Origin of the sequence: Pseudomonas sp. M30-35, assembly GCF_002163625.1 — a bacterium.
Taxonomy (GTDB): domain Bacteria; phylum Pseudomonadota; class Gammaproteobacteria; order Pseudomonadales; family Pseudomonadaceae; genus Aquipseudomonas.
Window position 1 is genome coordinate 3,585,589 of record NZ_CP020892.1, and the last position, 22,534, is coordinate 3,608,122.

The following is a 22,534-nucleotide window of genomic DNA, read 5'->3' on the forward strand; positions in this document are numbered from 1 at the left end:
GCTCATGTACCCACAACCTGACAAACTCAGGACCACCGCGGGGATCAACGTGCTGCTCTTGAGCACCTTGCTCCTTAGCGCCCCGTTGGCCTTGGCGGTGGACACCCAACCTACTCTGGACACCGCCGCGGTAAACGCGTCTGGCTCGGCAAAGGTGCTTAACGAGACCAACAACTACACCGTGACCAGTGCCCCGATTGCGCCTTTGCATCTGGATAAGCCGCAGTTGCCTGATCTCTCGGGCTACACCGCCGAGGCGGTCGCTGCCAAGGTCAAGCACACCCCGGGCGGCAAGGTTGTGGTACGGCGCATGCTCCAACAAGTTGAGCTGCAGGACTTTATTGGGGGTGATGAGCGGCTGCGCGAATGGGTAAAGCGCCAACAAGGCATGCCTCTGGCCATCTTTATTGAAGGGGGTTATGTCACTCCAGAAGAAATTGCCAAAGCGCTACCGGATAGCCAGTTTGCCGAGACATCGCCAGGCGTCTACCTGGCCCGTTTGCCGATAGTTGTGGCCCAGGGAGCAACGCTGCAAGTTGGCAAAGACACCAAAGATCTGCGCCTGTCACAAGAGCGCGGTTCATTTATGGTCAATGACGGCATGCTGTTCATTACCGACTCCAAGCTTACCGCCTGGCGTGAGGCTGATAACGGGCCTGCGACCTTCCGTACTGCAAACGAATTTCGCCCGTTCCTCGTGTCCTGGGGCGGCAGTGAGTTGTATATCTCCAACAGCGAGATAACCAGCCTCGGCTACAACCAGAGCAAGTCTTACGGCGTCAGTATCACCCAGTACTCACCCGGTGTTGATAAGCGTCTCAAGCGCCCTCGCCCGACGGGCTGGCTGATCGACTCGACCTTTGTCGATCACTGGTACGGCTTTTACTGCTACGAAGCCGACGACATCGTGATCAAGGGCAACACCTACCGCGACAACATAGTCTACGGCATCGACCCGCACGACCGCTCGCGTCGCTTGATCATTGCTGAAAACACCGTCCACGGCACCAAGAAGAAACACGGGATCATTATTTCCCGTGAGGTTGATGACAGCTGGATCATCAACAACAAAAGCTACGACAACAAGCTTTCCGGCATCGTTATCGACCGTAACAGCATCAACAACCTGATTGCCTACAACGAGGTTTATCAGAACCAGTCAGACGGCATCACCCTGTACGAAAGCAGCCACAACCTGCTGTGGGGCAACAAGGTTTTGAACAACGCCCGCCACGGTATTCGGGTGCGTAATAGCGTCAACATTCGCCTTTACGAAAACCTTTCTGCGGGCAACAACCTGACTGGCCTTTACGGCCACATCAAAGACTTATCCGACACCGACCGCAACATCGACCTCGACCCCTTCGACACCAAAGTGTCGATGATTGTGGTCGGCGGCACACTGGCGGCAAACGGTTCGGGACCGCTGTCTATCGACTCTCCACTGAGCCTTGAGCTGTATCGCGTGAACATGATCGCGCCAACCAAAAGTACCGGTATCAGTTTCTCGGGTGTACTCGGCAAACGCCAAGAAGAGATTCTCGATCTCTTGGTACGCCGCAAGTTGGCGGTGCTTATCGACCCAGTCGAAAGCCAGGCAGAACTGAAGAATTGAGGGCTAACAACGTGAGTAAGAAGATTTTTAAACTGCGCCAACTTGCTGTAGCCAGTGTCTTGCTCGGCACTGCCAGCACAGCCTTGGCTGCACCGAGCTACAGCGTGCAGCGTGTCGGCCCATTGTGCCCGGCCGCGCAAAACCCGGCGAACTACAACACCAAGTACCTAAGCTTTTTTACTGCACTGGTTCAGGGTAAAGGCGACTGGCTGTTTCGTAGCCGCAATGACCTGCGTACCGACTTCGGCACCACGCCGCATGGTTACCAGCAGTTCAAACGTCTGCGTGATGCGTTAAAGCGCAAAGGCGTCGAGCTGATGATTGTCTATCAGCCAACCCGAGGCCTGGTCAATCGTGAACAACTGACTGATGCCGAGAAGTCGCGCTTCAACTACACGCTGGCGAAAAAGAACTATCAGCAAGCGGTTGCAGACCTGCGCAAAACCGGCATCTGGGTGACTGATCTTTCGCCGTTGTTTGATGAGCAAGACGTAAAGACTCCCTACTACTTTGAGGCAGACCACCACTGGACGCCTGCTGGCGCTTCACGCACCGCTAAATTGGTTGCACAAACCCTTAAACAAATGCCCGGCTTTGCTGATATTCCGAAGAAGGAGTTCGAAAGCACGGTGGTTGGTTTGTTGCCCAAGGCAGGCACCTTGCACAAAACCGCAGCCGAATTCTGCGGTGTCAGCTACGCCACTCAATATGTGCCTCGCTATGAAACCGAGCCGGTTGGCGATGCCGACGGCGACAGCTTGTTTGGTGATGAGTCAGTCCCGCAAATCACTATTGTCGGCACCAGTAACAGCGGTCCGGCGTACAACTTTCCAGGTTTCTTGCAGCAGTACAGCAGTGCTGAAGTGTTGAACATGGCCGTCAGTGGCGGCGGGTTCGACAGCGCACTGTTGCAATACATGAGCAGCGAAGAGTTCCACACCAATCCGCCAAAGATTCTGATCTGGGAATTCGCCACCCATTACGACCTCGCGCAAGACAGCTTCTATCGTCAGGCTCTGCCAATGGTGGACAACGGCTGCGAAGGTCGCCCAGCGGTAATGCACAACAAAATCAAGATGCGGCCCGGCAACAATAAGATCCTGGTCAATGGTGAAAACACACCGTTGCGCGACATGCCCGGCGGTGACTATCAGGTTGACCTGACGTTTAGCGACCCCAGCGTGCACGAGTCAAAAGCCACGTTGTGGTACCTCAACGGTCGCCGTGAAAAATTCAAAATTGAGCAAAGCGATCGCGTCGACACCGGCGGACGCTATGCCTTTGAACTGAGAAACGACCCTGACTGGCGTGATCTCAACCTGCTCGCCCTTGAAATCCAAAGCCCAGAAGAAATGCCCGCGGGCCTCAGCGTCGAAGCGACGTTGTGCAAGCGGCCGTCCAGTTCTGGCAAAAACCTCACAGCGCGAGCTGACTGAGGATGGAGTCAACTATGCAAGCGAAAAAATGGCTACTAACCCCCTGTCTTCTGGCCAGCGCTATGTTCGCGCAAGCCAGCAGTGCAAGTGATCTAGTGCCTCCTGCGGGCTATTACGCTGCTGTGCACAGCACGGCGAAAAAATCGCAGTCCTGTGACCCCGCGCCTGCGCCCTATACCGGGAGCCTGGTGTTTCGCAGCAAGTATGAAGGTTCCGACAAGGCTCGTTCGACGCTGAACACAAAAGCCGAGAAAGCCTTTCGCGACAGCACTGCAGACATCACCACCATGGAACGCGGCAGCAACCGTTACGTCATGCGCTATATGCGCAACGGCGATCCCAAGCAGCTCGAATGCGCGCTGCAATGGATGGATAGCTGGGCCAAGGCGGGCGCCCTGCTCAGCCCTGATTACAACCACACCGGTAAATCAATGCGCAAATGGGCCTTGGGCAGCATGTCTTCAGCCTACTTGCGCTTGAAGTTCTCCGAGAGCCAACCGCTCAAGGCCTATCCACAGCAGGCGCAAGAAATCGAGCAGTGGTTCATCAAACTCGCTGAGATGACCGTGCACGACTGGAGCGATCTGCCACAGCGCAAGATCAACAACCACAGCTATTGGGCAGCCTGGTCGGTGATGGCGACGGCGGTTGCGACCAATCATCGCGACTTGTTCGATTGGTCGATCAAGCAGTTTCAAGTTGCCGCCAATCAAGTTGATGCCGACGGCTATCTGCCCAACGAGCTGAAACGCGAACAACGCGCATTGGCATACCACAACTACAGCCTGCCGCCACTGGCCATGATCGCTGCATTTGCCGAAGCCAATGGCGTTGACCTTCGCCCGGAGAATCAACAGGCACTGAAACGTCTAGCCGAGCGCGTTATGGATGGCGTGTCTGACCCGGATGAGTTCAAAGCCAAGACCGGCGACAAGCAAGACATGACCGACCTCAAGAAGCGCGCCAAATTCTCCTGGCTCGCCCCCTATTGCACGCTTTACAGCTGCACGGCGGACTTCAAGAAAGGTATTGAAAAATACGGCCCGTTTAAAACATTCCGCTTAGGCGGCGATGTCAGCAGTGTGTTCACCCCTAAAGACCTCAAGAACACCACACATCAGGGCGGCTGAACAACGCTTTAAAGACACCCCCGCCAAGCAGTTTGGCGGGACTTATATGACGGGCTGTTGAGCCCTGTTTTGACCTGTTAATGGAGAAGCACGGATGGTCTTTTCATCCAACGTGTTCCTGTTTTTGTTCTTGCCGATATTCCTCGGCTTGTACTACCTCAGTGGCGCACGCTACCGCAACTTGCTGATTCTGGTCGGCAGCTACGCCTTCTATGCTTGGTGGCGGGTCGATTTTCTGCTGCTGTTTGTCGTGGTGACGCTGTGGAACTATGGCTTTGGCCTGCGCATTTACCGTGCGGGGGTACGCACCAAGGCCGCACAACGTTGGGTGCTGTGGGGTGTAGTCGGCAACTTGGCGACTTTAGGCTACTTCAAGTACGCCAACTTTGGTGTCGCCAACATCAACAAGATGATGGATGCAGCAGGCTTCGAGCCGTTTATTCTGACTCACGTGATTTTGCCGATTGGTATTTCGTTCTACATTTTCCAGTCGCTGAGCTACTTGATCGACGTTTACCGCGGCGATACCAAGCCCACTGAAAACCTGATTAATTTTGCAGCGTTTATCGCCCTGTTCCCGCAACTGATTGCTGGCCCGGTGCTGCGCTACAAAGACCTTGCGGACCAGTTCACCGATCGCACGCACAGCCTCGACAAGTTTTCCGAGGGCGCTACGCGCTTTATGCAGGGCTTCGTCAAGAAGGTGTTTATCGCCGACACCCTGGCTCCGTTGGTTGACCACTGTTTCGCCCTAAGCAACCCGAGTACCGGAGATGCCTGGCTGGGAATGCTGGCTTACACGGCGCAGCTGTATTTCGATTTCTCTGGCTACAGCGACATGGCGATTGGCTTGGGTTTGATGATGGGTTTTCGCTTTATGGAAAACTTCAACCAGCCGTATATCAGCCAGTCGATCACCGAGTTCTGGCGCCGCTGGCACATCAGCCTGTCGACCTGGCTGCGTGACTATTTATACGTACCGCTGGGTGGCAATCGGCAAGGCACATTCAACACCTACCGCAACTTGTTTTTGACCATGCTGCTGGGTGGTTTCTGGCACGGCGCTAACTGGACGTTTCTGATCTGGGGCGCGTGGCACGGCACTTGGCTCGCCATAGAACGTGCACTTGGCGTCAATGCTGCTCCAGCAGTGCTCAACCCGATCAAGTGGGCCTTTACCTTCTTCCTGGTCATGCTCGGCTGGGTGATTTTCCGCGCTGAAAATCTCGACGTTGCCTGGCGCATGTACAGCGCAATGTTCAGCTTCAACGGCTGGCAGCTCAGCGAGTTGAACCGCGCCAATATCAACGATTTGCAAATCGCAACGCTAGGCATCGCCTACGTCGTGCTGGCGGTCTGTGGCGTGCGTGAGTTCAACCGTCATCGCTCAAGCAAACGCCCCGCCAAGGATGCAACTCTGGGCAGCGATCCGGTGATCAACTCCGGCAATACCGCGACCGCAACGGTAATGGCACAGCAGAACCCGGCGATGGCGCAAACCTTGGTTCGTGTTGCGTTGTTGCTGCTGTTTTGCGCATCGCTATTAAAACTCTCGGCGCAGAGCTACTCGCCCTTCCTTTACTTCCAGTTCTGAGTGAGGCCGACCATGAGTAAAACCGTAGAAAAAATCTATATCGCCTCATTTATTGGTGTGTTGGGCCTGGGTTTCATCACATCAATGAGTGGCGTACTCGACTACAAGCAGCCCAAGACCTACAGCGTGCTTGATGGCAACTTGGCGAAAAGTTTTGAAAGTCATTACGACAAAGAACTGCCGATCAAGAGCATCGGCACCAATGTCTGGGCCGCGCTGGATTACGTGCTGTTCAACGAAGGTCGCCAAGGCGTGAAGATCGGTGCTGACGGCTGGCTGTATTCCGACGAGGAGTTCAAGCCCGAAGCGAACGGCCAGCAGAACCTGATTGACAACCTGGACATGGTTGAAGCCGTACGCAATCAACTGGACAAGCAAAACATCAAACTGGTGATGGCAATTGTTCCAGCCAAGGCGCGCTTGTACCCGGAACACATCGGTGACAATCACGCCAGTCCAATCCATGCAGACCTGTACCAACAATTCCATAGGGCGGTGCGCAAGGCGGGTATCACTGCGCCAGACCTGCTTGCGCCACTTGAATCGGCCAAGCAACAAGGTCAGATGTTTCTGCGCACGGATACCCACTGGACGCCGATGGGCGCTGATATCGCCGCGAAACGTTTAAGTGCCGCCGTACAACACAACTTTGTCCTGCCAGGCGAGCCGCAGGAATACATCACTTCGGCCACTGAAACTGAGCAGTACCATGGCGACCTGACCCGCTTTATCCCACTCGACCCGCTATTCAAAACCCTTATGCCGCGCCCGGATGATCTGCAAAAACGCAGAACTGAAGCAGCCTCAAAGGCTGAAGGCGCCGATGCCCTGTTTGCCGAAACCGACATACCGGTTGCGTTGGTTGGCACCAGCTACAGCGCCAATCCCAACTGGAACTTCGAGGGCGCACTGCGTGAGCACCTGCAGCACGACTTAGGCAATTACGCCGAAGACGGCCGTGGTCCGGTTCTGCCAATGCTCAAGTACCTACAGAGTGATGACTTCAAGAACACACCTCCGCAGGTGGTGATCTGGGAGTTTCCAGAGCGCTACTTACCGATGGCCAATGACCTCAGTGAGTTCGACTCAGAATGGATCACAAACTTAAAAGACTTAAACAACAAACAAAATCTGGCGCTTACCGGCAACCGCTGATGCACCAGTACTCACGTTGGCATGGTGCCGACGCGCAACGGTAAAGAGAGGCTAGACACCTCGCTTAATCAAACGGCTACAACGCCGCTGTGTGAAACGACGATGGAGAAATACTGATGACCCTACTGACCAATCGCAACTTGACCTCATTCGCTTGCGCAATCGCGCTAAGCCTTGGCAGCTTTCATGCGAGTGCCGGAGAAGGTGGTTTGTATGCACCTATCGCCCCTAAAGGGTCAACTTTCGTACGCGCCTACAACGCTGGCAATACCGAGCTGAGCGTCAGCGTCGGTAACACCTCGCTGCATGAAGTCTCACCGCTGGGCTCAAGCGACTTCAGTTTTATGCCCGCAGGCAGCTACAGCGCTCAAGTCGGCAGCGAGACGATCCCAGTCAAACTTGATGCCGACCATTACTACACCTTGGTCAGCCAGCCAGGCACTGCCCCAAAACTGGTGGAAGACCCGGTGTTCAAGAACAAGCAGAAAGCCTTGCTGCGCGTCCAGAACCTTTCTGACAGCAACGTCACGCTGAAGACCGCCGACGGCAAAACCAAAGTGGTCGACAGCGTTGCCCCTTCCAGTCACGGCGAGCGCGAAGTCAACCCGGTCAAAATCAAGCTGGCGCTGTTTAAAGGCGACAGCAAAATCAGCGACCTGAAGCCTGTTGCCCTCGCCCGCGGCGAAGTCGTCAGCCTGTACGTCACCGGCAGTGGTGAAAAGCTTTCACCAAACTGGGTAAAACGCCCTGCCAAAACTGATTGATAGAACCAATAATACAAAGGCCGAAATCAGGTCGCTAAAAAGATAGCGCCGCTACGGCAGGCGCTACGGAGAAGTCCTCTACGGCTCATATGAGCTTGCTAACGGGTTCTCGCAATAACGCGTGATACCAGCCAAATCTATGAACGTTTCAGGAGTTGATCACATGATCCCAGTAATTCTTTCCGGTGGTAGCGGTTCGCGACTCTGGCCTCTTTCGCGCAAACAGTACCCAAAACAGTTTCTGGCCCTGACAGGCAGCGATAGCATGTTTCAGCAGACCATCAAACGTCTGTCATTTGCTGGCATGGAAGCACCCGTATTGGTGTGCAATAAAGAACACCGCTTTATTATTCAAGAGCAACTCAGCACTCAGGGCCTCAGCGCACAGTCCATCCTGCTTGAGCCTTTTGGCCGCAACACCGCGCCAGCAGTTGCGATTGCAGCGATGAAGCTGGTTGCAGAAGGTCGCGATGAACTGCTGCTGGTATTGCCCGCCGACCACGTATTGGACGATCAGTCATCCTTTGAATCCGCGCTCACGGTTGCCCGATCTGCGGCAGAAAAAGGCGAGATGGTGTTGTTTGGCGTACCGGCCAACAGCCCGGAAACGGGTTACGGTTACATCCGTTCAGTCGCCGATGACAGCCTGCCGCAAGGCGTGGTGCGAGTGCAGAGTTTCGTCGAAAAACCGGATGCAGCTCGCGCCTGTGAGTTTGTGGCCTCCGGCGATTACTTCTGGAACAGCGGAATGTTCATGTTCCGCGCCAGCCGTTACCTTGAAGAACTCAAGCGCTACGACGCCGACATCTACGACACCTGTCTGCTGGCGCTTGAGCGCAGCAAGGAAGTCGGCACGGTGGTCAACATCGACGAAGCCACATTCGCTTGCTGTCCTGACAATTCGATTGACTATACCGTCATGGAAAAAACCACCCACGCCTGCGTCGTACCGCTTGATGCGGGCTGGAATGATGTCGGCAGTTGGTCGTCAATCTGGGATGTGCACGAAAAAGATGTGCATGGCAACGTCATCAAAGGCGATGTAATGGTCCACGACAGCCGCAACTGCTTGGTGCAGGGTAACGGTAAACTGGTTTCGATCATTGGCCTGGACAACATTGTTGTCGTCGAAACCAAAGATGCGACCATGATTTCCCACCGTAACAGCGTGCAAGACGTTAAACACGTGGTTAATGAGCTCAACGCCAAGAACCGCAGCGAAGCGCAGAATCACTGCGAAGTTTATCGTCCGTGGGGCTCGTACGACTCTGTCGACATGGGCGGGCGCTTCCAGGTTAAGCACATCACCGTTAAGCCCGGTGCGCAGTTGTCGCTGCAAATGCATCATCACCGTGCTGAGCACTGGATTGTGGTGGCTGGCACCGCTGAGGTCACCTGTGATGACCGCACTTTTCTGCTGACTGAAAACCAGTCAACCTACATTCCGATGACCTCAGTACACCGACTGAGCAACCCGGGCAAAATCCCTCTTGAGCTGATTGAAGTGCAATCAGGTACATACCTGGGTGAAGACGACATCGAGCGTTTTGAAGATGTTTACGGTCGCAGCCATGATGAAGCCGCACGTATAGAAGTACGCTGACTCTAGCTGGGCGTTAAACCAAGCGCGGGTTCTGACTCAGAACCCGCGCTTTTTTGTGTTGATTGCCCGTTAGCGGTTACATTTTTTAACCAGCGAGCCTTCCCCACCGCATCAGCTTGTGTAGGATGAACAAATGTTCACCGACCAAGGCCATCACCATGTTATTCGGTGCAATCCTGATTCTCAGCTGGTTTATCTTGCTGATTCGCTACCCAAACAAAGCCCTGCCCGTGACGCTGGTCGCGGTAATCGGCCTGTTTATTGTCGCCTCAGTGGTGATATGGCAAGAGAACCGCGAAAAAAACCAGCTGGCAGAACTCGAGCTGCGTTTTATCTATGACCCACAAAACTGCCCAGCCGACCAACCGCTAGCGGTCACTCTGAAAAACGCCAGCCCGAACCCCATGCTCACCCTGCAATGGGAACTTGCGGCCTACCGCCCGGGCGACAGCGTCAACCTGGTCGAAAACACCTACGACTCGCCCCGCTACAGCGGCCCCGGCGATTTGCAGCCAGGTGCGAGCTGGACAAGTTGTCTGCCGCTACCCGCCATACGCAGTGGCTATCGAGCCAGCAGCCTTGAATTTCGTGCCGAGCGGATACAGGGCAGTTTCGCTGACTGACTTGACGGGCATGATCAGGTATTCACACGAGGGATTCCCTGAAAAACGCAGTGGTTTTTGAGAGGTTCCATAGGTTTGCGAACCGACATTGGCTTATTCTGAGCCAATCGTTAACTCAGCTCAGGATAGCGCTATGACGACCCAGTTCACTGCATTAATCACAGGATGCTCCAGCGGTATTGGGCGCGCACTGGCCGACGTTTTCCAAGCAAATGGCTACAAAGTCTGGGCGACTGCACGCAAAGAGTCTGACCTGGAGGCGCTCAGCGCTGCCGGGTTTATTGCGGTGCAACTTGATGTCAATGATGCAGCCGCCGTTGAGCAGCTTGGTGTGCGTCTCGGCGAACAGCTTGGCGGCCTCGATGTGCTGATCAACAATGCCGGGTATGGCGCTATGGGCCCGCTGTTGGATGGCGGAGCTGAAGCCATGCGCCAGCAATTTGAAACCAACGTTTTCTCGATTGTCAGCGTCACTCGCGCACTCTTCCCCTTGTTGCGCCGCAATAAAGGTCTGGTGGTCAACATCGGCAGTGTCTCGGGGGTACTTGTCACCCCGTTCGCAGGCGCTTATTGCGCGTCGAAAGCAGCGGTGCACGCACTAACCGATGCGTTGCGTCTGGAGCTTGCGCCCTTCTCTATTGAGGTGATGGAAGTTCAGCCCGGGGCGATTGCTTCAAGCTTTGGCGCTAATGCCAGCCAAAAAGCGGAGCAACTTATTACTGAAGCGTCGCCTTGGTGGCCGTTACGTGAAGGTATTCGCGCTCGGGCCAGCGCCTCGCAAGACAACCCAACACCCGCCACCCACTTTGCCCGCAACGTGCTGGCTGCCGTGCAGAGCGCCAAGCGTCCACGTCTTATCCGGCTGGGTAACGGCAGCTACATGTTACCGTTGCTGGCGAACATATTGCCTAAAGCACTGCTTGAAAAGGGTCTGATGAAGCGCTTTGGCCTCGACCGGACACTCTGATGAATCAACCGATACTCCGCAACTACGCCTTCGGTGCCGTTGCGGCCGTCGCCCTACTCAACGTGGTGGTGCGCGCCCTACTCAAACTCGGCGGGCTGCCCGCCACATTGCTGATCGCCGTGGCCGTTGGGCTAATCATGCGAATGGTATTTCAGTGGCGCAATCAACGTCTGCCCGAGCCAAGAGAGTACTGGGCAATCGTCGGTATCTATGCGGCAGTGCTTGGTCTGCTCTATTTAGGCCTGCTGGGCATGATGCATCTTAAAGATGAACCCGGAAACGTAGGCCACATTCTGTTTTGGCTACATTACCTGTGCTACCCGGTGCTGCTCGCGGTTTGCCTGATTCCGCGCCAAAGCGCTCATTCACAGTAGTCCCACCGCCCAGCTCTACACTCACCCAGGCCCCTGCATTGCAGGTAGCCTGGCAACACCATGAGCTAACGCGCAACAGCCACTGCGATTACGGGCGTCTTGGGCTTACGGAATACCAAAACGTTACCCAGCATGACCAACACCAAGCCCAGTAGCGCAGGTGTGGTCCATTGATAGCCTTCGGCAAAAACCGAGATATTCAATGCCACCACCGGGAATAACACAGTGCAATATGCCGCCCGCTCCGGGCCCATGCGCCCAACCAGTGTCAGGTATGCGGTAAAGCCAATCACCGAACCCGGGATTGCCAGATACAACAGCGTGCCGATATAGCGGCTATTAGCCTCAAAGGTGAACGGCGTCCCTGTGACAATGCAGATGACCAGCAACATCATCGCCCCATAAAGCATGCCCCAGGCATTGGTCGTAAGCGGTTTCAAACCGGCTTTTTGTTGCAGGCTTGAGAGCATATTGCCTGCCGAGAAGCACAGCGTACCGACCAAGGCCAAACCAATACCCAGCAAGGTCTCTTTGCTGGCCTCATGCCCCGCCAGTTCCGGCCAGAACAACATGCCCAGACCACACAAGCCCAGCGCACCACCGGCCAATACATTGGCGGCAATCTTCTGTTTGAAGAACAGCCGTGCATTCAGCGCATTCCACAGTGTGGCTGTTGAAAAAATAACCGCGACCAAGCCGCTGGGAATCCATTGGCTGGCGGTGTAAAAACACATAAAGTTGACGCAGAACAGGCAGAGCCCCTGAACCAGGCAGATCAATTGTCCGCGCCGATCCATTTTCTGCAAGCGCCCGCTAATCAGCAGAACCGCAAACAGCACCGCAGCCGCCAGGCCAAATCGATAGGCAATTGATGCCGGGATCGCCACCACGCCCAGTTGCATTTTCAGGGCAATCCAGGTGGTACCCCAAATCAGCACAGTCAGCAAATACAGCGACAGATTCATCACACAACTCCCAATAGATGAATCGAGTGTGAGCTCGGGCTCGTGCGATAGCTTGCACAAAGTTGCGCTTTTTATGCGCACACCCAACTGAGCCAGCAACAACCTTTGACGCTGGCGACTTGCATAATCTTGCGCTTTTTTCACCTTGGGGGCTGGTAAAGAGCATGTGTAGGGGTAGCATGTTCAAGCTAGAGGACATGTGTATGGCGCTACTCGAAGAAAGTCAGGTATTCCACGCAATGGGGCAATCGCCCAACGCACGCTTGCACCACAGTGCCGAGCTTGGCGATGGCTTGGCCGCTGCCTTGTGGAGCAACAGCCATGATGCACGCAACTACGAAGCGCCAACTCACCACACCTTGTCGTGCTATCTGGCAGGCGGCACAGGCACCTTTCGCCGCGACCGACCAGACAGTAAAGGCGCGCCAGACAAACTCTGCGTGATGCCAGCCGGGCACCACTCAAACTGGGTGATTAACGGTGAAATCAACCTGGCTCACCTGTATATCAGCGAGGAACACTTTGCCCTGTCGGCAGTGCGTTTGCTTGACCGCGAACCGCGTGAGCTGCAATTACGTGAAGGCACATTCCTTGATGATGCAGAGCAAGCGCGGCGCTTTCGCCAACTCAGCCTGATGAATTGGCACGAACCGGGCGAACACCTGCTGATCAACAGCATTGCTCACCAGGTCCTCGATCATGCCTTGCTCTCGCAAGTGGGCAAACGTGAAGGCCTGAAAATGCGTGGCGGCTTGGCACCCGCCCAGCGCAGACGTTTGCGCGAATATATCGACAGCCATCTCGACCAACCGTTGAGTCTTGGCCTATTGGCCGGAATGTGCGCGTTGTCGGAATACCACTTCGCCCGCATGTTTACTCATAGCTTCGGCCTACCTCCGCACCGCTACGTGCTCAAGCAACGCCTGCATTTAGCCGCACAGTTACTGCGCAACAACCAACTGCCACTGATTGAGGTCGCGCTTAACTGTGGTTTTGCCAGCGCCAGTCACTTTAGTAACCGTTTCCGCCAGGCATTTAACGCAACGCCCAGCCAGTACCGGGCTGTATTTGCCCGATAACTACCCGGCAATCCAGTGTTTTTCGCGCAAAACCCGCTTCAAGTCTGAACGTCACCAAGCCTAAGCTCTCGCTGCGGCGGACCATTAGCTTCTGCGCCGCTGCCGGTGCCTGGCCGCTGAATGCCCCGAGCGCAAACTATTTGACCCAACGGTCTGCATTACGCCGGTTAACTGTGCAAGAATCATCGGCTTTGCTTAATTTCATGGCGCGGTGATGCACCATCCAACAGGCTTACAGCAATGCCATTGAATATCCTGCATCTAAGTCAGGATAACTGGCGCTCTACCTTCGATGCCGGGCATTTCCGCCGGGGGCTTGGCTATGCCGAGGAAATGCGCAGCACACTGCTAAACCTGACGGACAACAGCTTGCGCGCCAGCTGCAAAGGTTCTTCTGGGCAAACCTATCAACAACGCATCAACCTGTTTCCAACCACGCATGGCTGGAGCATTAATGGTCACTGCACCTGCCCGGTGAGCTATAACTGCAAGCATGTAGCAGCCGCCCTACTGACCCTTGAGCATCAGCAAAAATCTGCCGTGGACCACAGCACGCTGATAACCCCGAGCCAGAAAATCGCCGAGCAACGGCTTGAAGGCATAGCCCCGCAACCCATATTGAGCCTGGGTAGCCACGCACGGGTACATTTTGACGCGCGCAAAGGCCGCATGTTGGAGCAGACCCAACACCGCGCAGCACTTGCATTCGACTATCAAGGGCACCTGGCTTACGGCCGCCAAGGCAAGGACTTATTAATCCGTCAGCAGGCGGATTTAAACCTGCGCGTGGTCCGTGATGCCACGGCCGAAGCCCAGCTGCGTAAGCGCCTAACCGACCTCGGCCTGAACATTGCCTTGCGTCAGAGCGAAGCGCTGGGTGAGCATCAGGGCGAACACTTTGAGCTGCCAAACGAAGCCAGTTGGCTGCGGTTTGTCGAAAAGCATTTGCCCGTGCTAAGTGCCCAAGGCTGGAAAATCGAGATGCAGCCAGGTTTTCATTACAACCTGGCGCAGATTGACGATTGGTATGCCGAGATCGAAGAGTCGGCCGAACATGACTGGTTCGACCTTGAGCTGGGTATCAAGGTCGATGGTCAACGCATCAGTCTGTTACCGGTATTACTGCAAGCTATTCGCCGTACACCCTGGTTACTCAACGGCGAGGCCGTCGCTCAGCGTCAGGATGAGGACATGCTGCTGGTCAACCTGGCGCAAACCGATCAACGCGTGGCGCTGCCTTTCTCCCGCCTGAAACCAATGCTGACAACCCTTGGCGAACTGTTCTTCCGCGAACCCGGCGAGATTGGTCCCCAGATTCGTCTGCCGCGCGCCGACGCACCGCGTCTCAGCCAACTCGCCAACGGCCCCGCACTGGAGTGGCACGGCGGCGAGCAACTGCGTGGCTTCGCCCACCGCTTACACGCCTTGCCCGAGTTTGAGGCCACAGTACCGAGCGAACTGCACGCCCAACTGCGGCCTTACCAAGTGCAAGGGCTAGCATGGATGCAAGCGTTGAGTGAATTGGAAATGGGCGGCCTACTGGCTGACGACATGGGCTTGGGTAAAACCCTGCAAACCCTTGCCCATATTCTCAGCGAAAAACAGGCTGGGCGCCTCCAGCAACCCGCATTGATTGTGATGCCGACGACCCTGATACCGAACTGGCAAGATGAAGCTGCCCGCTTCGCCCCGACGCTGAGTGTGCTTGCGCTGCATGGCAGCAAGCGACGCAGCCTGTTCAGATTGATTGGTCAGCACGATGTGGTACTGACCACTTATGCACTGCTGTCCAGAGATTTAAAAAACCTGAGCGCGCATAAGTATCACCTGCTGATTCTTGATGAAGCACAAAATATCAAAAACCCGCGCAGTAAAACCGCCCTCGCCGCCGGACAAATCGCTGCGCGCCAGCGCCTGTGCCTAACCGGAACACCGCTGGAAAACCATCTGGGTGAATTGTGGTCACTGTTCAACTTCTTGATGCCGGGTTGGCTCGGCGACAGTAAAAGCTTTAGTCGCGACTACCGCACACCCATTGAAAAGCAAGGCAACGAGCAACGTCTGGCGCACTTGCATGGGCGTATCAAGCCGTTTGTGCTGCGTCGTAAAAAGCAAGATGTCGCCCGTGAGTTACCGCCAAAAACCGAAATTACCCACTGGGTCGATCTTAGCGCTGCACAACGTGATCGCTATGAAACCTTACGCTTGGCGATGGATAAGAAAGTGCGCGCCGAAATCGCGCGCCAAGGCTTGGCCCGCAGTCAGATTGTAATCCTTGAGGCCCTGCTGCGTTTGCGCCAGGCCTGTTGTGACCTGCGCTTGCTTGATGACAGCGACACATCACTGAAAAGCAGCGATTCGGGCAAACTCAGCGCATTGCTCGACATGCTTGAAGAACTATTTGCCGAAGGGCGCAAAGTGCTGCTGTTCTCGCAGTTCACCTCGATGCTGGCGTTGATTGAAGCAGAATTGATAGCACGCGATGTGAGCTACGTAAAACTGACCGGTAGCACCCAGGACCGGCGTACTCCGGTCGAGCAGTTTCAAGCGGGTGAGCACTCGATTTTCTTAATCAGCCTGAAAGCCGGGGGCGCAGGCTTGAACCTGACCGCAGCCGATACGGTGATCCACTTTGACCCCTGGTGGAACCCGGCAAGCGAAGCCCAAGCCAGTGACCGCGCCTATCGCATTGGCCAGGACAAGCCGGTGTTTGTTTACAAAATGATCACCCGAGGCAGCGTGGAGGAGAAAATCCAACACATGCAGCAAGCCAAAGCCAACCTGGCTCGCGGAGTCCTTGACGGCGGCAGTCAGGAGAAATGGCGGCTTACAGAAGACGACCTGCAAATGCTGCTTGAGCCTCTAACGCCTTAAGCCACCAACACCTTAGTCGAACCTTATTGGCTGGCGTTTTTGCTGATGACCTCACCCGTTGAGTCAATCGGCTTGCTCGAAGGAAACTTGTACGAGGCAAACCTGACTGCGACGACTGACAGCGCCAACAGGAAAATCCCCGCGCAGGAATACACCAGCCCAATATCAGGTGGCCGGTGGTGCGAAACATCACCAATCAGGTATCGGGTTAAAGCAGTGATCGCCACGTACAACAGAAAACGGATTGGCAGGTGATTGGTCTTGAAGTAGATACCAACCATCGCCCCCAGTTCTAGATAGATAAACAGCAGCAGAATGTCATCAATACTGGCGGCTCCTTTATCGAGCATCGTCATGAACGCCATGATCGATGCCCACGCGGTCACGGCACCAATTGCGAACAGGCCCAGGTAGTGAAAGCCTTCGACCAGAAAGTTGCCAACCGAATTGGCACCTCTGTGCATTTGCTCGCGGCTGCTATCAACCCATTTCATCTAGAACTCCCTAAAACACTTACACATAGTGTGCTTGACGACTGTGACAACGATGCCACAGCCTCTGCATGAACAAAAGTATGCAGAATCAAGAGCAAATGACGCTCATTAGCACAAGCAAAGCACAGTCCAAGTCGGTGCAGGGTGAGCAATTCGAACAACGAGGCGCAATCGCACTGGACAAACCGCACTGATAGGGTCTAACACTTGATGCACTCGCCCGAAAAGGACTCATTGCCATGATCACCCTACAATCGTTCGCCCGCCATGCGCTGCTGACTGCAGCAGTTGCCACCAGCGCCTTGATTGGTAGCCTGCTGCCCGCCAGCGCTAGCGCAGCGCCCGTCGCGAAACAACTGACTCAGGTTCCCGGTTACTACCGCATGGCGCTGGGCGATTTTGAAGTCACTGCGCTGTATGACGGCTATGTCGATATCGGCACGCAACTGCTCAAAGGCGCCAGCGCCGAGGACATTCAAAGCCTGCTGGCCAAGATGTTTCTGGAGTCGAGTAATGGTGTACAAACGGCAGTTAACGCTTTCTTGATCAACACCGGGGAGAACCTGATTTTGGTCGATACCGGTGCAGCCAAATGCTTTAGCCCGGCATTGGGTAATATTCCAGACAACCTCAAAGCCGCTGGCTACTCGACTGAGCAAGTCGATAGCGTGCTGCTGACCCACATGCACCCAGACCATGCTTGCGGTTTGCTCACCGCCGATGACAAACCTACTTACCCGAACGCAACCCTCTATGTGCCCAAAGGCGACTCCGACTATTGGCTGAGCAGTGCTGAACAGGCCAAAGTACCAGAGGCTCAACGTGGTCGGTTCGACTTGAGCAAGAAAGTGGTCGCGCCTTATGTAACAGCTAAGCGCGTTGAGTATTTCAGCCCAGACAGCAAGCTGCCTAGTGGCATAACCGTGGTGCCAAGCAACGGCCATACACCGGGCCATACCTCGTACATGTTTAGCTCAAAAGGGCAAAACCTGTTGGTCTGGGGCGACATCGTGCACAGCCATTCGGTGCAATTCAGCAAACCAGAAGTGGTAATCGAGTTCGATACCGACAGCGCCAAAGCACTGCAAACGCGCAAAAAACTGTTTGCTGAAGCGGCTAAAGATAAACTTTGGGTCGCGGGCGCACACTTACCCTTCCCTGGCATTGGCCACGTGCGTAAGGAAGGCGATGCCTATGCGTGGGTGCCAACTGAGTTTGGCCCGATCCGCAGTGATCGCTAACCAACAAGCAAATAAACACGGGACTGGCGATTGGCGCACGCATTGCTGCTGTTCAAACAGCAGCAAGTTCTTTATGCTTGCGGCAACTGTATAAACAACCAGTTAAATTAATCAGCGTGAAGGCGTTAGAGGTGATGAATGGCCGTCGAAGTGGTGTACCGCAGCAGTCGAGATTTGGAGCGCTTGTTCATGGATAAAGCCGAAGCTGATCGTCATGACAAAATGCTTGAGCTAGCCGAGTTGCTCACCGATGTGTTGCAGAAAGCGGTGCCGAGCCTCAATGAGGCCCAAGGCGAAGAACTGGGTATTTTTATGGCTAAGAACCGCGATATTTTCGCCAAGGCCTTTAAAAACCAACCCGACGCATTGAATGATCTAGGCCAAGAGCCTGCAGAGTAAGCTTGCCGGTTTGCACGCTGCCCAGTCCATGACATGACGCCATGGACTGGAATTATTGGGGTCCTGCAAAAGCCTCCAATACGCTCGGCAAGGCATCCAAAATCAAACCGCCACCTGCCAGCAACAACAGGCAGAACACCAGCCAACGCACTGTGCGCAGCGACAGTTTGGGTGGGTAACGGCGCATCAAGATAGTCACCACAAATACCAGCGGAAACGCTTCCAGACTCAACCAGGCAATGTGCAAGGTCATTTGCCCTTGAGCGATTACCAGCCCCAGGCGGGCGGCTGAATTTGCCGCAAATACGGTAATCAATGTGTTGCGAATTACCTGGTATGCCAGCGGTTGACGATAGAGGTGATAAACCAGAGGAGGCCCTCCGCTGGAGAACAACCCATTGAGCAGGCCGCACAACCCACCAGAAAGCCAGAATGCTGGCAGCCGCGAAAGATGTTCCTGGGGTTTGCTTTGTACCACCAGCAACAGGCTCCCCAGTACGATCACACAACCCAGCAAGAGCCGCAGCCAAGCCATTTGCGCATCGTTGAGTGCGCCCAGCCCCCACATGCCCAGACTCACTCCGAGCAGGCTGCTGAGCAGCACGGGCATCAATACACCACGGTCCAATTCAGGTTTAGAGCCACCTAAGCTCACCAGCGCATTAGCAACCGTGAGGATGCTGATAATAATTGCCACTTCACCCAGCGGGATCAAATTCAAGGAGGCAACCATGCCCAGCAGGATCAAGCCAAAGGCAAATCCTGTGAGATTCTGGGCCAGAGTGGCAAGCAGCACGCAGCCCAAGAACATCAGGTGCAGTTGCAGCGTCATGAATCCATTGAGCCTATCCCATCCACTGAGCTCATCCCATCCACAGTGCTTATCCCATCCATTGAGCTCATCCCATCCAATGTACGGCGAGCAGAATCAGGGTCGCGAGAAACAGCGTCTCACTGACCAGTAAGGTTGCCGGACGCCAGCCCACTTCGAGTAATGACTTCAACGAGGTCTTCATCCCCAGCGCGGCAATCGCGGTAACCAGACACCAGCTGGATACACTCACCGCAAACTCACGGATGGCCGGCGTGGTAATGCCGCTGCTATTAATGGCCACGAAAACCACAAAGAAAATAATAAACAGCGGCAATGGCAGGGCTGCACGTGGCCCATCACTTCGTTTGCGCAACAACAGCGACAAGCTAAAGACAATTGGCACCAACATGGCTACACGCAGCAACTTGACCACGGTTGCAGTGTCACCCGTTTCATCCGACATGCTGTAACCCGCGCCCACCACCTGCGCCACATCATGGATTGTTGCACCGAGAAAAACCCCAGCCTGGCGAGCATCAAGCCCAAGCCACTGGGCAATTGGCGGATAAATAATCATTGCAATGGTGCTTAGCGCGGTAACGCTGATAACCGTGAAAATGATATTGCGTTCGCTGTTTTTGTCCTGCGGCAATACGGCTGAAATCGCCAGAGCCGCTGAGGCGCCGCAGATACCGACGCTGCCACCACTCAAGATGCCGAAGTCCCGCGATTGGCCAAGAATACGCGCCAGCACCACGCCAAAGGCCATGGTCAAAAACACCCCACCAATCACCACCGCCAGCAAGGTGCCACCCAGCGACATAATTTGTTCAAGGGTGATACGCATACCCAACAGCGCGACACCAATACGTAGGATGGTGCTTGAGGTGAAACGAATCCCGGCAACTGCCCGCCCCTCTTCAGACAGAAAGCCCAAGGCCATGCCTAACAGCAGCGCCATCAACATCACGGGCGCACCGTAATGCTCAGAAAGGAATGAGGCGCTGACCCCGACCACCGCCGAAGTAATCAGACCGGGCAATATGAGTTTGCATTTTTGAGTACGTCGGCTTAACCAGGATTCGGACCCAGCATCCTCTCCATCTGTGTCTATCGCCACCGGAGGAATCGTGTGGTGTTGTTTTGTTGTCATCTTTTCACCTACACCTGTGGTTCATAACTGACCACCGATGCTAGTGAAAGCTGGCCCCCCCCATTAGAGCCACTGCAGCCCCTTGTTAGGGGCCAATCCCTCTGGCCCAATAGAAGCGCACAGCTGGCGCTAGTTGAAGGTTTTTCAGCGCTGTAGCCTAAGGTTGGTGTGCGTGGCATCAGCACAATCGAGCTTGCTAGAAAGAACCCAAATACCGAGAGCAAAATGCTGATGGATAATCGCGAGCTGATCCATATCAGTGACTACTTGAGCACTCACTGGCAACACCCCAACCCTCTATTCGCGGGCGGGAATGATCAACGCAGCAGTGAAAACTCGTTGCTGCTGCTGTTCTATGGCAGCTTGCATAAGGCGGCGGGATATAACTGGCAAAACGCTGGGCGCACGCTGATCGACAAAACCTACTTACGCATTCTTGGGCTCTGCACCCGCATGGATATGCAGGGTTTAAGCACGGATGAGTTAGCTGCACGGCTGGATGATTTTATTCGCCGCGAGCTCATGCCACGCTGGCAAATTATTCGCCAGAGTCACGGCAGTGAGGGGCTTGAGTTGGCCCAAGAGCTGCTCGACAGTGCCAGCCATGCCCTGTTCGAAGCGCCGAGCATGCATGCGCAAACCAGCCAAATACTGTTCTATCTGTGCCCACAATTACCACTGCTAGTAAGCGAGCAACCCTTGGCGTGTCAGGAGCAACTTAACACCTTGCCCGTTCTGCCTCGGCCTCAGACATTTGCGGGCGATGCGCAGCAGCAGGCTTTGATTCGCCAGTTAATTGAAGGCAGTGACTGGTGGCGACGGCGAGTGTTGGGCGCCTGGCGCTCTCAGGCAGAGCGAGCAGTGAGCCCCGCCTAGCGGCCAGTTATCAGGAGACTGCCGGCTGCAAACGCTGGCGATCTTCGGCGCTGTACTGCACGACACCCAGCGGGATTTTATCTTGCAGCGCCAGACGAATTTGCGCGACTTCATCAGCGCTAAACGCCCCGCACAACTCAATTAACTCCACATGCCGTGTCAACAGCTCAAGCGCCACCATCACGGCCTGATCGACATCTGCAACGCCACACAACGTCGCAGCAAAACTATCGGATTCGAGCTGGCCATTATGGGTCAGGAAATCCATACCGGGTGCTTTGAAAATAAAACCGTACCGTTGCACAGCCATCGGTAATACCTCTGGTTAACTGGTTAAACGATTAAATGGTTAAACCGCGACGGCCCGTTTCAGGGTTTGCGTAGAATAATCTGTAAAAATGGACGACAACGCACATGAGGCCAACCGCGCTGTCAGAGGGTCAGCTCTTGAGGTGAGAATAATCGGTACACGTGCCCCCAGAACCAGGCCCGCCGCCGTTGCACTCATAAAATAAACCATTTGCTTGAACAGGAAGTTGCCTGACTCAAGGTTCGGCACCAGCAGAATATCTGCATTACCGCAGACCTGACCACCGATGCCCTTGATGCGTGCCGCCTCTGTCGAAATGGCGTTGTCAAAACCCAACGGCCCTTCAATTCGCGCCCCAGTGATTGCGCCAATTGCCGCTAGCTTGGTCAACTCTGCAGCATCCTGACTCGACGGCATACTGCTGCTCACCTCTTCAGTGCCAGAAAGGATGGCCATGCGCGGCGACTCATACCCCAACGCGTGCATCAACTGAATGGCATTACGCGCAATATGCACTTTGTCGATGATCGAAGGCTGCACATTGATCACTGCATCGGTAATTGACAGGGCTTTATCACTGCCCGGCAAGGTCATGTGGAATACATGGCTGAGCCGGCTTGCCGTGCGCAGTCCGGCATCACGCTTGAGCACGGCACGGAGCAAGGTATCGGTATGCAAATGGCCCTTCATCAAAGCCCCCGCGTCACCCTTACCTGCCAGCGCACAACTGATCGCGGCGCTTTCGGCCTCATCACCTGCATGTAGTAAGCGCAGGTCATGCAGATCCCAACCCAGCTCTTCTGCCAGCGTCTGTATCTGGCGGATATCACCGACCAGGATCGGCTCGATCAACCCTTCATCACAGGCCTGTCTGGCACTGCTCAATGTCAACATGTTGACCGGATTGACCACCGCAGTGACAACCCGCGGCAAGGCCTTGGCCCGATTGAGCAGAAACGCTGGGCACTCATGCGCAATGGTGCTCAACATAAATTTATCTCCGACTGGTTTACTGGCGATGGCCGTTTGGCAATAGCCGTTTGGTCATACTGCAGCGGCGCCCAAAGG

At 55.0% G+C, this 22,534-nt stretch carries 21 protein-coding genes; 15 read left to right on the forward strand and 6 right to left on the reverse strand.

Translation table 11 applies throughout. The features are described from left to right. The first annotated feature begins 4 nt into the window (after positions 1-4). The 10 genes from algG (at position 5) to B9K09_RS16605 (ending at position 11,261) form a co-directional block, all read left to right on the forward strand. The gene (algG, locus tag B9K09_RS16560) at positions 5-1,615 is read left to right on the forward strand and encodes a mannuronan 5-epimerase AlgG (protein WP_087517852.1); all 1,611 of its coding nucleotides are present in this window, start codon (positions 5-7) and stop codon (positions 1,613-1,615) included. Positions 1,616-1,626: 11 nt separating this feature from the next. Next, complete coding sequence (locus B9K09_RS16565) at positions 1,627-3,051, forward strand: alginate O-acetyltransferase (RefSeq protein WP_087517853.1); 1,425 nt, start codon at positions 1,627-1,629, stop codon at positions 3,049-3,051. Between the two features lie 14 nt (positions 3,052-3,065). Beyond that, positions 3,066-4,181 (forward strand): mannuronate-specific alginate lyase, encoded by a 1,116-nt coding sequence (locus B9K09_RS16570; protein ID WP_087517854.1) that lies wholly within the window; start codon positions 3,066-3,068, stop codon positions 4,179-4,181. Positions 4,182-4,275: 94 nt separating this feature from the next. Then, the gene (locus B9K09_RS16575; protein ID WP_087517855.1) at positions 4,276-5,775 is read left to right on the forward strand and encodes an MBOAT family protein; all 1,500 of its coding nucleotides are present in this window, start codon (positions 4,276-4,278) and stop codon (positions 5,773-5,775) included. A 12-nt stretch (positions 5,776-5,787) separates the two neighbouring features. Further along, complete coding sequence (locus B9K09_RS16580; protein WP_087517856.1) at positions 5,788-6,930, forward strand: alginate O-acetyltransferase; 1,143 nt, start codon at positions 5,788-5,790, stop codon at positions 6,928-6,930. 116 nt (positions 6,931-7,046) lie between these two features. Further along, positions 7,047-7,694: an alginate O-acetyltransferase AlgF gene (locus B9K09_RS16585; protein WP_087517857.1), complete on the forward strand. Its 648-nt coding sequence runs from the start codon at positions 7,047-7,049 to the stop codon at positions 7,692-7,694. Between the two features lie 163 nt (positions 7,695-7,857). Beyond that, positions 7,858-9,297 carry a mannose-1-phosphate guanylyltransferase/mannose-6-phosphate isomerase gene (locus tag B9K09_RS16590; RefSeq protein ID WP_087517858.1) on the forward strand — a complete coding sequence of 480 codons (1,440 nt, stop codon included), beginning with the start codon at positions 7,858-7,860 and terminating at the stop codon, positions 9,295-9,297. Positions 9,298-9,455: 158 nt separating this feature from the next. Next, the gene (locus tag B9K09_RS16595) at positions 9,456-9,920 is read left to right on the forward strand and encodes a multidrug transporter (RefSeq protein ID WP_087519138.1); all 465 of its coding nucleotides are present in this window, start codon (positions 9,456-9,458) and stop codon (positions 9,918-9,920) included. A gap of 133 nt (positions 9,921-10,053) precedes the next feature. Next, positions 10,054-10,887, forward strand: coding sequence for an SDR family oxidoreductase (locus tag B9K09_RS16600; protein ID WP_087517859.1), 834 nt, complete (start codon positions 10,054-10,056; stop codon positions 10,885-10,887). Continuing rightward, positions 10,887-11,261, forward strand: a complete 375-nt coding sequence (locus B9K09_RS16605; RefSeq protein ID WP_087517860.1) for a hypothetical protein — start codon at positions 10,887-10,889, stop codon at positions 11,259-11,261. The genes B9K09_RS16600 and B9K09_RS16605 overlap by 1 nt, the downstream gene beginning before the upstream one ends. 65 nt (positions 11,262-11,326) lie before the next feature. Here the strand turns inward: B9K09_RS16605 and B9K09_RS16610 are convergent, their stop codons facing one another. Beyond that, positions 11,327-12,226 (reverse strand): DMT family transporter, encoded by a 900-nt coding sequence (locus tag B9K09_RS16610; protein ID WP_087517861.1) that lies wholly within the window; start codon positions 12,224-12,226, stop codon positions 11,327-11,329. Positions 12,227-12,429: 203 nt separating this feature from the next. Here B9K09_RS16610 and B9K09_RS16615 point away from each other — a divergent pair, with 203 nt between their 5' ends. Together B9K09_RS16615 and B9K09_RS16620 are read left to right on the forward strand one after the other, a co-directional pair. Beyond that, complete coding sequence (locus B9K09_RS16615) at positions 12,430-13,305, forward strand: helix-turn-helix domain-containing protein (RefSeq protein WP_087517862.1); 876 nt, start codon at positions 12,430-12,432, stop codon at positions 13,303-13,305. A gap of 240 nt (positions 13,306-13,545) precedes the next feature. Further along, entirely contained in the window at positions 13,546-16,179 is a 2,634-nt protein-coding gene (locus B9K09_RS16620) for a DEAD/DEAH box helicase (RefSeq protein WP_087517863.1), read from the forward strand. A 23-nt stretch (positions 16,180-16,202) separates the two neighbouring features. Here the strand turns inward: B9K09_RS16620 and B9K09_RS16625 are convergent, their stop codons facing one another. After that, positions 16,203-16,673 carry a phosphate-starvation-inducible protein PsiE gene (locus B9K09_RS16625; protein ID WP_087517864.1) on the reverse strand — a complete coding sequence of 157 codons (471 nt, stop codon included), beginning with the start codon at positions 16,671-16,673 and terminating at the stop codon, positions 16,203-16,205. A 239-nt stretch (positions 16,674-16,912) separates the two neighbouring features. Between B9K09_RS16625 and B9K09_RS16630 the strand changes: the two genes are divergently transcribed. Together B9K09_RS16630 and B9K09_RS16635 are read left to right on the forward strand one after the other, a co-directional pair. Next, entirely contained in the window at positions 16,913-17,914 is a 1,002-nt protein-coding gene (locus tag B9K09_RS16630; protein ID WP_087517865.1) for an MBL fold metallo-hydrolase, read from the forward strand. A 138-nt stretch (positions 17,915-18,052) separates the two neighbouring features. Beyond that, positions 18,053-18,313, forward strand: a complete 261-nt coding sequence (locus B9K09_RS16635; protein ID WP_087517866.1) for a YebG family protein — start codon at positions 18,053-18,055, stop codon at positions 18,311-18,313. A 52-nt stretch (positions 18,314-18,365) separates the two neighbouring features. On the opposite strand, the gene B9K09_RS16640 is transcribed toward B9K09_RS16635, so the two are convergent. Together B9K09_RS16640 and B9K09_RS16645 are read right to left on the reverse strand one after the other, a co-directional pair. Next, positions 18,366-19,145, reverse strand: a complete 780-nt coding sequence (locus B9K09_RS16640; protein WP_087517867.1) for a TSUP family transporter — start codon at positions 19,143-19,145, stop codon at positions 18,366-18,368. Positions 19,146-19,212: 67 nt separating this feature from the next. Beyond that, positions 19,213-20,280: a YeiH family protein gene (locus tag B9K09_RS16645; protein ID WP_256574063.1), complete on the reverse strand. Its 1,068-nt coding sequence runs from the start codon at positions 20,278-20,280 to the stop codon at positions 19,213-19,215. Between the two features lie 225 nt (positions 20,281-20,505). Here B9K09_RS16645 and B9K09_RS16650 point away from each other — a divergent pair, with 225 nt between their 5' ends. Continuing rightward, the gene (locus B9K09_RS16650) at positions 20,506-21,156 is read left to right on the forward strand and encodes a hypothetical protein (RefSeq protein ID WP_087517868.1); all 651 of its coding nucleotides are present in this window, start codon (positions 20,506-20,508) and stop codon (positions 21,154-21,156) included. A 10-nt stretch (positions 21,157-21,166) separates the two neighbouring features. Here B9K09_RS16650 and B9K09_RS16655 read toward each other — a convergent pair whose 3' ends face one another. After that, on the reverse strand, positions 21,167-21,466 hold the full coding sequence (locus B9K09_RS16655) for a DUF6506 family protein (protein ID WP_087517869.1): 300 nt from the start codon (positions 21,464-21,466) through the stop codon (positions 21,167-21,169). 39 nt (positions 21,467-21,505) lie between these two features. After that, entirely contained in the window at positions 21,506-22,456 is a 951-nt protein-coding gene (locus tag B9K09_RS16660; protein ID WP_087517870.1) for a bifunctional enoyl-CoA hydratase/phosphate acetyltransferase, read from the reverse strand. Between the last annotated feature and the right edge of the window lie 78 nt (positions 22,457-22,534).